Source organism: Kitasatospora sp. NPDC092286 (genome assembly GCF_044755565.1).
GTDB lineage: Bacteria > Actinomycetota > Actinomycetes > Streptomycetales > Streptomycetaceae > Kitasatospora.
Genome location: NZ_JBIVRD010000036.1, coordinates 42,430 through 53,994, shown reverse-complemented (window position 1 = coordinate 53,994; position 11,565 = coordinate 42,430). Strand labels below are relative to the sequence as shown.

Genomic DNA, 11,565 nt, shown 5'->3' with positions numbered 1-11,565 from the left:
AGATGGAGTCATGCCACCTGCCCGACACCGGCGCCCACGCGCCGTCCACACCCTGCTCGCCGGAGCCGGCGCGATCGCGCTGGGCCTGAGCGGCCTGGTCCTCACCACCGGCGCCTCCGGTGCACCGAGCGCGGACGTCGACCTGATCGAGAACGGCGGCTTCGAGGCCACCAGCCACCTCGGCGGCTGGACCTGCCCCACCGGCAGCACGGCCCAGACCACCACCGTCCACTCCGGCTCGTACGCGCTGCGCGCCACCCCGGGTGCGGGCGACACCGGCGAGTGCACCCAGACCGTCACGGTGAAGCCGTCGTCGACGTACTCGCTGAGCGCCTGGGTGCAGGGTTCCTACGTCTACCTCGGTGCCCGCGGCACCGGCGCCGCCGCGGACCCGGGCACCTGGACCAACTCGGCGAGCTGGTCCAGGCTCGCCACCACCTTCACCACCGGTGCCACCACCACCAGCGTCACCGTCTACCTGCACGGCTGGTACGGCCAGCCCGCCTATCTGGCCGACGACATCTCGCTGATCGGTCCCGGTGACCCCAAGCCCACGCCGACCGACACCCCGACCCCCACCGACACCCCGACGGACTCGCCCAGCCCGACCCCGACGGACACCCCGACGGACCGGCCCGGTCTGCCCAAACACCTGCTGACCGGTTACTGGCAGAACTTCGACAACGGCGCCACCGTGCAGCGGATCAGCGATGTCCCGGCCGCGTACGACATCATCGCGGTCGCCTTCGCCAACGCCACCGGTACACCCGGCGGGCTGAGCTTCGCCGTGGACGGCAAGCTCTCCTCCCGGCTCGGCGGCTACACCGAGGCCCAGTTCAAGGCCGACATCGCGGCCAAGCGGGCGGCCGGCAAGAAGGTGGTCATCTCGGTCGGCGGCCAGGACGGCACCGTCTCGGTGAACAGCTCCGCCTCGGCCACCACCTTCGCCAACAGCGTCTGGTCACTGATGCAGACCTACGGCTTCGACGGGGTCGACATCGACCTGGAGAACGGCATCAACGCCACCTACATGGGCCAGGCGCTGCACTCGGTGGCCGCGAAGGCGGGCAAGGGATTCATCCTCACCATGGCGCCGCAGACCATCGACATGCAGTCGACCGGCATGGAGTACTTCAAGCTGGCGCTGAACGTGAAGGACATCCTCACCATCGCCAATATGCAGTACTACAACTCCGGCGCCATGCTCGGCTGCGACGGCGGCGTCTACTCCCAGGGCTCGGAGAACTTCCTGACCGGGCTGGCCTGCATCCAGCTCAAGGGCGGGCTCCGGCCCGACCAGGTCGGCCTCGGCGTCCCGGCCTCCACCAGCGCGGCGGGCGGCGGTTACGTCAGCCCGAGCGTGGTCAACAACGCGCTGGACTGCCTGGCCGCCGGCACCAACTGCGGGAGCTTCAGGCCCGACACCACCTGGCCGGGGATCGGCGGGGCGATGACCTGGTCGACCAACTGGGACGCCGCGGCGGGCGGATCGATCGCGAGCAGCATCGGCGGACATCTGCACGCGATGCCGTAGGCACCGGGCTGGACCGGGGCCCGGGCCGGGGTTCAGACCCCGGCCCGGGCCTCCGGAATCTCGGGGCACGGACCGCAGTGCCGGCGGCGCAGCTCGGCGGTGATCTCGGCCAGCTCGCCCTCGGGCAGCAGCGGCAGCATCATCGCGACGCCCTGGAGCAGGCCGCCGAGCAGGAAGGTGGTGTCGGCGGTGGTGGACACCAGGCCGCGGACCTCGGCCACCTCGCCGGCCGCGACGGCCTCGATCAGCCGGGCCGCGTCGGCGGTCTCCTCGTCCACGGCCACCCCGCCGGTGTCGGCCGGGGCCCGCCGGGCCATCGCGTGCAGGACCCGGTCCCCGACCTCGGGCGCGTACGCCTTGCGCACCGCCTCGGCGGCGATCCAGGCCAGCAGGGTGGTCACCTCGCGTTCCGCGTGCTCCTCGAAGAGCCGGTCCAGCGCGTAGTCGAACGCGAGCTGGTTTCCGTGTCGAAACGCGAGCAGCAGCGTCGCCGCCCTGGCCTTGGCCTCCTCGACCGCCTCAGCAGACAGTTCGTCGGCCAACTCCTCGGTCACCACCACGCCATACCCTCCCGTCGGTCATCGGCTCTGCGGAACTCCTGCACACCGTACACATCCGACCTGTGAACTTCCGCGAACGCGCGCGAGCAAGACCCGAATGAATTCGGACGGAATAGGACCTCACCCGGTCCGGGATGAATATTCGCCGGAAGGGAGCAATGTGATTGGGCTATTAGGACGACGGATTAACGGGTGGCGGGAAATGGCGAGGGGCCGCACCCCGCCGAGGCGGGATGCGGCCCTGGTGAGCCGTCGGCCGGTCAGGCCTGCGGCAGCGCCGCGAGCTGGGCGGTGATCCGGGCGATGTCGGCCTCGGCGGCCTCCTGGCGGGCACGGATCTTGGCGACCACGTCGTCCGGCGCCTTGGCGAGGAACGCCTCGTTGCCGAGCTTGGCCGTGGTCTGGGTCTTCTCCTTCTCGGCGGCCGCGAGGTCCTTGGCGAGACGCTTGCGCTCCGCCGCGACGTCGATGGTGCCGGAGAGGTCCAGCGCCACGGTGGCGCCGGCGACCGGGAGCGAGGCGGTGGCCGTGAAGCCCTCGCCCGGGACGGTCAGCCGCAGCAGCGAACGGATCGCGTCCTCGTGGACGGCGAGCACGGTGCCGGCCAGGCCAAGCTCGGCCGGGACCTTCTGCGCGGGCTGCAGGCCCTGGTCCGAGCGGAACCGGCGGACCTCGGTGACCACCTGCTGGAGCGTGGCGATCTCCGCCTCGGCGGCGGTGTCCCGGTAGCCGCTGTCCTTCGGCCACTCGGCGATCACCAGGGACTCGGCGCCGGTGAGCGTGGTCCACAGGGTGTCGGTGACGAACGGGACGACCGGGTGCAGCAGCCGCAGGGTGAGGTCCAGGACCTCGCCCAGCACCCGGCGCGAGGCATCGGCCTGCGCGCCGCCCTTGGCCAGGGTGGTCTTGGAGAGCTCGACGTACCAGTCGAAGACCTCGTCCCAGGCGAAGTGGTAGAGGGCGTCGGAGACCTTGGCGAACTCGTAGTCGTCGTAGAGCGCGTCCACCTCGGCGACGGTGGCGTTCAGCCGCGACAGGATCCAGCGGTCGGCCGCGGTCAGCTCCTCCGGCGCGGGCAGCGGGCCCTCGACGGTGGCGCCGTTCATCAGCGCGAAGCGGGTCGCGTTCCAGATCTTGTTGCAGAAGTTGCGCGCGCCCTTGACCCAGTCCTCGCCGATCGGCACGTCGGCGCCCGGGTTGGCACCGCGGGCCAGGGTGAAGCGGACGGCGTCGGCGCCGTAGGCGTCCATCCAGTCCAGCGGGTCCACGGCGGTGCCGGAGGACTTGGACATCTTCTTGCCGAACTCGTCACGGACCAGGCCGGTCAGCGCGACGGTCTTGAACGGCGCCTGGCCGTCCATCGCGTACAGGCCGAACATCATCATCCGGGCGACCCAGAAGAAGATGATGTCGTGGCCGGTGACCAGGACGTCGGTGGAGTAGAACTTCTCCAGGTCCGGGGTCTGCTCGGGCCAGCCGAGGGTGGAGAACGGCCAGAGGCCGGAGGAGAACCAGGTGTCCAGGACGTCCGGGTCCTGGTGCCAGCCCTCGCCGCTCGGCGGCTCCTCGTTCGGGCCGACGCAGACGACCTGGCCCTCGGGGCCGTACCAGACCGGGATCCGGTGGCCCCACCAGAGCTGGCGCGAGATGCACCAGTCGTACATGTTGTCGACCCAGTCGAAGTAGCGGCCCTCCAGGCCCTTCGGGTGGATCTCCACCTTGCCGTCGCGCACCGCGTCGCCGGCGGCCTTCGCCAGCGGGGCGACCTTGACCCACCACTGCAGCGACAGCCGCGGCTCGACCACCGTGTGGCAGCGCGAGCAGTGGCCGACGGCGTGCATGTACGGACGCTTCTCGGCGACGATCCGGCCCTGCTCGCGCAGCGCGCCGACCACGGCCGAGCGGGCCTCCAGGCGGTCCAGGCCGAGGAACGGCCCGTGCACGGTGATCAGGCCGCGCTCGTCCATCACGGCCAGCGACGGCAGGTCGTGGCGCTGCCCGATGGCGAAGTCGTTCGGGTCGTGCGCCGGGGTCACCTTGACGGCGCCGGTGCCGAACTCCGGGTCGACGTGCTCGTCGGCGACGACCGGGATCTCCCGGTCGGTCAGCGGCAGCTTGATGGTCCGGCCGATCAGGTGGCGGTACCGCTCGTCCTCGGGGTGGACCGCGACCGCGGTGTCGCCGAGCATCGTCTCGGCCCGGGTGGTGGCGACGACGATCGAGTCCTCGCCCTCCCCGTAGCGGATCGAGACCAGCTCGCCGGGGACCTCCTCGTGCTCCACCTCGATGTCGGAGAGCGCGGTGAGGCAGCGCGGGCACCAGTTGATGATGCGCTCGGCCCGGTAGATCAGGCCGTCGTCGAAGAGCCGCTTGAAGATGGTCTGGACGGCCTGGGAGAGGCCCTCGTCCATGGTGAAGCGCTCGCGCGACCAGTCCACGCCGTCGCCGAGGCGGCGCATCTGGCCGAGGATCCGGCCGCCGTAGTTCGCCTTCCACTCCCAGACCTTCTCGACGAAGGCCTCGCGGCCCAGGTCGTGGCGGGAGAGGCCGGACTCGGCGAGCTGCTGCTCGACCTTGTTCTGGGTGGCGATGCCGGCGTGGTCCATGCCCGGCAGCCAGAGCGTCTCGTAGCCCTGCATCCGCTTGCGGCGGGTCAGCGCGTCCATCAGCGTGTGCTGGAAGGCGTGGCCCAGGTGCAGGGCGCCGGTGACGTTCGGCGGCGGGATGACGATGGTGTACGGGGGCTTGTCGCTCTTGGCGTCGGCGGTGAAGTAGCCCCGGTCCACCCAGCGCTCGTACAGCTCGCCCTCTACCTCCGCCGGGGCGTAGGTCGTCGGGAGGGTGGCTGCGTCGTCCCCGGCGTGAGTGCTCGCGGGGCGCTGGTTCGTCGTGTCGGTCACGACGCACAGTTTACGTAACCGGGGGGGCGGGTTACGAACCGCTTTCACCCGGCGGACGCCGCGCGTCCGGCCGGTCCGCCGCCGGGGACACCGCGGTCGTCGCCAAGTGGCCCTCCCCGCACGGCAAGAGCCCCGCACCGGCCGGTGCGGGGCTCTTCCGTCAGACCCGGGTCAGGCGCTCTTCTCGCGCCGCTCCCGCTTGATCATGTCGCGCGGGACGAGGGTCGGGATGGCGTGCTTGGAGACGACGTCCCCGGTGACCACCACGCGGGCGACGTCCTGGCGCGAGGGGACCTCGTACATCACGGACATCAGCACCTCCTCCATGATGGCCCGCAGCCCGCGCGCGCCGGTGCCGCGCAGGATCGCCTGGTCGGCGATGGCCTCCAGTGCGTCCCGGGAGAACTCCAGCTCCACGCCGTCCAGTTCGAAGAGCTTGCGGTACTGCTTGACCAGCGCGTTCTTCGGCTCGGTGAGGATCTGCAGCAGCGCCTCGCGGTCCAGGTTGTGCACGCTGGTGATCACCGGCAGCCGGCCGATGAACTCCGGGATCATGCCGAACTTGACCAGGTCCTCCGGCATCACCTGACGGAAGTGGTCGCTGGCGTCCGACTCCCGCTTGGAGCGGATGTTGGCGCCGAAGCCGATGCCCTTGGCACCCGCCCGGCCCTCGATGATCCGCTCCAGGCCGGCGAACGCACCGCCCACGATGAACAGCACGTTGGTGGTGTCGATCTGGATGAACTCCTGGTGCGGGTGCTTGCGCCCGCCCTGCGGCGGCACCGAGGCGGTGGTGCCCTCCAGGATCTTCAGCAGCGCCTGCTGCACGCCCTCGCCGGAGACGTCCCGGGTGATCGACGGGTTCTCGCTCTTGCGGGCGACCTTGTCGATCTCGTCGATGTAGATGATCCCGGTCTCGGCCTTCTTGACGTCGTAGTCGGCCGCCTGGATCAGCTTCAGCAGGATGTTCTCGACGTCCTCGCCGACGTACCCGGCCTCGGTCAGCGCGGTGGCGTCGGCGATCGCGAACGGCACGTTCAGCATCCGGGCCAGCGTCTGCGCCAGCAGCGTCTTGCCGGAGCCGGTCGGCCCGAGCAGCAGGATGTTGGACTTCGCCAGCTCGATGGCGTCCTCACGGCCGTTGCCGCCACTGCGGCCCGCCTCGCCGGCCTGGACACGCTTGTAGTGGTTGTAGACGGCCACCGACAGCGCCTTCTTGGCGAGGTCCTGGCCGACCACGTACTGGTCCAGGAACTCGTAGATCTCGCGCGGCTTCGGAAGCTCCTCGAAACGCACCTCGGAGGTCTCGGCGAGCTCCTCCTCGATGATCTCGTTGCACAGGTCGATGCACTCGTCGCAGATGTACACGCCTGGGCCGGCGATCAGCTTCTTCACCTGCTTCTGCGACTTGCCGCAGAACGAGCACTTGAGCAGGTCGCCACCGTCTCCGATGCGTGCCACGAGGTGCTTCCCCTTCGCCAGGGGCCCCGCGGGGGTTCCGGGGCCTGGTGCTGTGGACCGTCAACGCCGTCGGCGATCGGTCTCGCTATCCGACGGTACTCTGCCGGGCCCCTGATTCCGTCCTCTTCGCCAGGTCTGCCCTACGCCCTGGGCGAATTGATACCGAACAGATGCCGACACCGATGCCGCCGGTGTGCCGGAGGCGGGGCGCGCAACGGCTTGCGCGCCCCGCCCCTGGACCCCTCCCGCCCGATGGCGGGCCAGGAAGGAAGGTGCCGGCCTCAGGAGGTCAGCGAGGACTTGCGGGTGGAGATGATCTGGTCGATCAGACCGTACTCGAGGGCTTCCTCGGCGGTGAGGATCTTGTCGCGCTCGATGTCGTCGCGCACCTGCTCCACCGGCTTCTTGGAGTGCTTGGAGAGCATCTCCTCCAGCTGCTCGCGCATCCGGAAGATCTCCTTGGCCTGGATCTCCAGGTCGGAGACCTGGCCGCGGCCGGTCTCGGTGTACGGCTGGTGGATCAGGATCCGGGCGTTCGGCAGCGCCATCCGCTTGCCGGGGGTGCCGGCCGCGAGCAGCACGGCCGCCGCGGAGGCCGCCTGGCCCATGCAGACGGTGGTGATGTCCGGCTTCACGTACTGCATGGTGTCGTAGATGGCCGTCAGGGCCGTGAACGAACCGCCGGGCGAGTTGATGTACATCTGGATCTCGCGGTCCGGGTCCATCGACTCCAGGCACAGCAGCTGCGCCATGATGTCGTTCGCGGAGACGTCGTCCACCTGCGAGCCGAGGAAGATGATGCGCTCCTCGAACAGCTTCGCGTAGGGGTCGTACTCACGGACGCCCTGCGAGGTGCGCTCGACGAAGCGCGGAACGATGTAGCGGCCCTCGGCACGCATGTCCTCGACGCGCGACTTGGCGCTGGAGAGGCTGGGGATGTTCATGGGGGTTCTTGTCCTCCGGAGCGTTGTGGCTGTGGTCTCGTCGGCCGGGCCGAGGCTCAGGCGCCGGTGCCGCCGCCGCCGGGGACGTCCGCGGCGCTGTGCATGATCGCGTCGATCAGGCCGTACTCCAGGGCCTCCTCGGGCGTGAACCAGCGGTCGCGGTCGGAGTCCGCGGTGATCTGCTCGAAGGACTGGCCGCTGTGGAAGGCGATCAGCTCGGACATCCGCTTCTTGGTGCGGAGCAGCTGCTCGGCCTGGATGCGGATGTCGGTGGCCGAACCGCCGAGGCCGGCGGACGGCTGGTGCATCAGGATGTTGGCGTTCGGCAGCGAGAAGCGCTTGCCCTTGGCGCCGGCGGTCAGCAGGAACTGGCCCATCGAGGCGGCCATGCCCATCGCGATGGTGACGACGTCGTTCTTGATGTACTGCATGGTGTCGTAGATCGCCATGCCGGCCGAGATCGAGCCGCCCGGGGAGTTGATGTAAAGGAAGATGTCCTTGTCCGGGTCCGCGGCCAGCAGCAGCAGCTGGGCGGTGATCTTGTTGGCGATGTCGTCGTCGACCTGCTGGCCGAGGAAGATGATCCGCTCGTTGAGCAGCCGGTTGTAGACCTGGTCCCCCAGGCCGCCGAGCACGTCACCAGAGGCGGCGTGCGGCGCCATCGGGCCAGGCATCTGCATCTGCGGGAACGTCACTTAGCCACCTGCTCAGTCGTTTTGGACGGTCGCTCCACGGCCGTCACGCTGTCGCACAGCTTCCGGGTATCACGTCGTGATTGTTGCTGTCCAAGGACCCTAACGCGCAGGCCGGGCCGCAGAATCCCTCACGCAGAACTGTTCGCTGTGAGCGCAGGGTCCGCGCGGCGCCCCGGGGGAACGCACAGCGGGCCCGGACACCACGTACGGCGTCCGGGCCCGCTGTCACGTCAGGGCGACCGGGGCGATCAGGCCTCGGTCTTCTCCTCGGCCTCGGCCTCGACGGCCGGGGTCTCGGCGGCGGCCTCGACGGTCTCGCCGGACTCGTCGGTCTCCTCGTCGTCCGCGAAGTCGACGACGTTGCCCTCGGTGTCGACCACCTTGGCGGCCTCGACCACGGTGGCGAGCGCCTTGCCGCGGGCGACCTCGCCGACCAGCAGCGGCACCTGGCCACCCTGGACGACCTGCTGCGCGAACTGGTCCGGGGTCAGGCCCGAGCCGGCGGCGCGGCGGATGAGGTGCTCGGTGAGCTCCTCCTGGTTAACACCCAGCTCCTCGTCGGCGACGATCTGGTCCAGGACGAACTGGGTCTTGATGCCCTTCTTCGCCTGCTCCTCGGTCTCCGCCAGGAACTCCTCCTCGGTCTTGCCCTGGGTCTCCAGGTACGAGGCGAGGTCGAGGCCCATCGGCTCCAGCTGGTGGTGCTCGAGGTTGTGCTTGCGGGTCTCGATCTCGTCCTTGAGGAGCTTCTCCGGGAACTCGATCTCGACCAGCGCCAGCAGCGCGTCCAGGACCTTCTCCTGGGCCTGGGTGGCCTGGTCGTACTCCTTCATGCGCTCGAGGCGCTTGCGGGAGTCGGCGCGCAGCTCGTCCAGGGTGTCGAACTCGCTGGCCAGCTGGGCGAACTCGTCGTCCAGCTCCGGCAGCTCCTTCTCCTGGACGGCGGTGACGGTGACGGTGACCTCGGAGGTCTTGCCCGCCTGGGTGCCGCCCTTGAGCTCGGTCTCGAAGGTGGCGGTGCCACCGGCCTCCAGGCCCACGACGGCATCGTCGATGCCGTCGATCAGGCGGCCCGAGCCGATCTCGTAGCTGACGCCGTTGGCGGTGCCGTCCTCCGGCACCTCACCGTCGACCTTGGCGATCAGGTCGACGACCACGATGTCGCCGGCGGCCGCGGCGCGCTCGACGTCCTTGACCGAGGAGAAGCGCTCGCGCAGCTGCTCCAGCGACTTGTCGATGTCCTCGTCGGTGACGACGATCGGGTCGACCGTCACCTCGATGGTCGAGAAGTCCGGCAGGGTGATCTCCGGACGGATGTCCACCTCGGCGGTGAACTTCAGGTCGCCGCCATCGGCGATCTTCTCGACACCCTCGATGTTGGTGATGTCGGGCTGGCCGAGGACCTCGATCTTGCCCTCGTCGACGGCCTGCGTGTAGAAGCGCGGCAGGGCGTCGTTGACAGCCTCTTCCAGCACGGCACCACGGCCGAAGCGCTGGTCGATGACCCGGTTCGGGATCTTGCCCTTGCGGAAGCCCGGGACCGAGACCTGCTGGTTGATCTTCTTGTACGCCGCGTCGAGGCTGGGCTTGAGCTCCTCGAAGGGCACCTCGACGGTGAGTCGAACCCGGGTCGGGTTCAGAGTCTCGACGGCGCTCTTCACGGTTAGGTCTCCTATGGGCTTGCGGTCAGGTTGCCTCCGCCCTTCCCGGCCGCCGGCCGAGGCCGGTTGATGCGGGTCGGGCGAGACGGGCGATGGGCGGTTGGAGCTGCATCTCCCGTGGGGGGTGGACGGTGAGCGTGACTCCTCGCCCTCATGCGGTTGACCTGGGTGGACGCCGCAGGGACTACCGCCAGCGCCCCATCCTACCGGTACCACGAAAGGCGGACGCCAGGTCACCGCCGCCGGCGGCCGCTCAGGCCTTCGCGGCGGGCTCCGCGGCCGGCTCCGAAACCTGGCCCCCGGTACCCCCGGCCGGTACCTGCCGCATGGTGGCGACGGCGTCGGAATCCCTTACCAGCAAGGCGATCACGGCCGCGGCCAGGGCCAGACCGGCGGCGGTCAGGAAGGCGGCGCGGTAGGCGGCAAGGTTCGCCACAGGCGTACCCGAAGCGTTCACGGTGACGGCTCCGACGGCGGTCAGCACGGTGCCGAGCACCGCGACCCCGAGCGCGGAGCCGAGCTGGCGCTGCGCGTTGTAGAGGGTGGAGGCGGCGCCGGTGGAGCGCGGGGTGATGGTGGCGAAGGCGGCGGTCTGCGAGGGCATGAAGACGTGCGCCATCGCGAAGCCGGTCACGAACATCAGCGCGCGCACCGCCCAGAGGTTGCTGTCCGGGCCGATGGCGGCCATCAGGGCGAGGCAGCCGGCCACCACGACGGCACCGGCGGCCAGGATCCGGCGCGGGCCGATCCTCGGGTAGAGCCGGCTCGCCACCTGGGAGGCGAGCATCACGCCGAGCGCCTCGGGGAACACCATCAGACCGCTGTGCAGGGCGTCCATGCCGAGCGCGTCCTGCATCAGCAGCGGGAAGAGGTAGAGCATGCCGAGGAAGGCGGCGCCGGAGAACAGCGAGAGCAGGTTGGTGGTGCGGAAGATCCGGTCCCGGAAGAGCCGCAGGTCGAGCATCGGCTCCGGGAGGCGCAGTTCGACCACCACCAGGGCCACCAGCGCGAGCAGGCCGACGAGCGCCGACACCAGGATCCGCGCGCTGGCCCAGCCCTCGGACGCGCCCTCGGAGAGCGCGTACATCGCGGCGCCGAAGCCGACCGCGGAGAGCAGGAACCCGGCCGCGTCGAACCGGCCGGCCCGCTCGGCGCGGTAGTCGGGCAGGAAGAGCAGGCCGAAGACCAGCGCGGCGATGCCGACCGGGACGTTCACGATGAAGACCCAGTGCCAGGACCAGCCGTCCACCAGCCAGCCGCCGAGCACCGGCCCCGCGGCGGGCGCGACGGCGGTCGGCAGCATCAGGATCCTGGTCGCCCGCATCCGCTCCTCCTGCGGGAAGGCGCGGAAGAGCATGGTCATCCCGACCGGGGTGAGCAGGCCGCCGGCCGCGCCCTGGAAGATCCGGTAGAGGGTGAGCGAGGTCATCGAGCCGGCCGCGCCGCAGAGCAGCGAGGCGAGGGTGAACAGGGCGAGCGCGACGAGGAAGACCCGGCGGGTGCCGAAGCGGTCCCCCAGCCAGCCGGAGAGCGGGACGAAGACCGCCAGGCTGACCAGGTAGCCGACGTTGATCACGCCGACCCCGGCCGGGTCGGTGCCGAACTGGCGGCCGATCGCGGGCAGCGCGACGTTGACGATCGTGGTGTCCATGATCGACATGAACAGCGAGGCGACGAAGACGACTCCGACCGCGATCTTGGGACTCATCCTCATCGGGGCTCCAGCATTTGGGTGAAAAATCAACGACCCACGATGCCGGACCGGGCGGGGAAACGACAACAGGGCCCCGCCGACGGCGAGACCCTGCCG

8 protein-coding genes are annotated in these 11,565 nt (G+C 69.9%); 1 reads left to right on the top strand and 7 read right to left on the bottom strand.

The window, feature by feature from the left end; all coding sequences use genetic code 11:
* Positions 1-10: 10 nt before the first annotated feature.
* Positions 11-1,534 carry a glycosyl hydrolase family 18 protein gene (locus ACIQIB_RS29785; protein ID WP_363607556.1) on the top strand — a complete coding sequence of 508 codons (1,524 nt, stop codon included), beginning with the start codon at positions 11-13 and terminating at the stop codon, positions 1,532-1,534.
* Between the two features lie 32 nt (positions 1,535-1,566).
* On the opposite strand, the gene ACIQIB_RS29780 is transcribed toward ACIQIB_RS29785, so the two are convergent.
* The 7 genes from ACIQIB_RS29780 to ACIQIB_RS29750 form a co-directional block, all read right to left on the bottom strand.
* The gene (locus tag ACIQIB_RS29780; protein ID WP_400651934.1) at positions 1,567-2,094 is read right to left on the bottom strand and encodes a hypothetical protein; all 528 of its coding nucleotides are present in this window, start codon (positions 2,092-2,094) and stop codon (positions 1,567-1,569) included.
* Positions 2,095-2,354: 260 nt separating this feature from the next.
* A complete protein-coding gene (locus ACIQIB_RS29775) occupies positions 2,355-4,994 on the bottom strand; it encodes a valine--tRNA ligase (protein ID WP_363607558.1) in 2,640 nt (879 codons plus the stop codon).
* Positions 4,995-5,165: 171 nt separating this feature from the next.
* Positions 5,166-6,455 carry an ATP-dependent Clp protease ATP-binding subunit ClpX gene (gene clpX, locus ACIQIB_RS29770; RefSeq protein WP_063347569.1) on the bottom strand — a complete coding sequence of 430 codons (1,290 nt, stop codon included), beginning with the start codon at positions 6,453-6,455 and terminating at the stop codon, positions 5,166-5,168.
* A gap of 281 nt (positions 6,456-6,736) precedes the next feature.
* Complete coding sequence (locus ACIQIB_RS29765; protein ID WP_363607559.1) at positions 6,737-7,399, bottom strand: ATP-dependent Clp protease proteolytic subunit; 663 nt, start codon at positions 7,397-7,399, stop codon at positions 6,737-6,739.
* 56 nt (positions 7,400-7,455) lie between these two features.
* Positions 7,456-8,073, bottom strand: coding sequence for an ATP-dependent Clp protease proteolytic subunit (locus ACIQIB_RS29760; RefSeq protein WP_305067940.1), 618 nt, complete (start codon positions 8,071-8,073; stop codon positions 7,456-7,458).
* 269 nt (positions 8,074-8,342) lie between these two features.
* The gene (gene tig, locus ACIQIB_RS29755) at positions 8,343-9,755 is read right to left on the bottom strand and encodes a trigger factor (RefSeq protein WP_363607560.1); all 1,413 of its coding nucleotides are present in this window, start codon (positions 9,753-9,755) and stop codon (positions 8,343-8,345) included.
* Between the two features lie 253 nt (positions 9,756-10,008).
* Complete coding sequence (locus ACIQIB_RS29750) at positions 10,009-11,463, bottom strand: MDR family MFS transporter (protein ID WP_363607561.1); 1,455 nt, start codon at positions 11,461-11,463, stop codon at positions 10,009-10,011.
* Positions 11,464-11,565 lie beyond the last annotated feature (102 nt).

Excerpts from the sequence above, each read along its gene's own strand:
- ACIQIB_RS29785 (WP_363607556.1), top strand. The coding sequence starts at position 11 with ATGCCACCTGCCCGACACCGGCGCCCACGCGCCGTCCACACCCTGCTC.
- ACIQIB_RS29765 (WP_363607559.1), bottom strand. The coding sequence starts at position 7,399 with ATGAACATCCCCAGCCTCTCCAGCGCCAAGTCGCGCGTCGAGGACATG.
- ACIQIB_RS29760 (WP_305067940.1), bottom strand. The coding sequence starts at position 8,073 with ATGCCTGGCCCGATGGCGCCGCACGCCGCCTCTGGTGACGTGCTCGGC.
- ACIQIB_RS29750 (WP_363607561.1), bottom strand. The coding sequence starts at position 11,463 with ATGAGTCCCAAGATCGCGGTCGGAGTCGTCTTCGTCGCCTCGCTGTTC.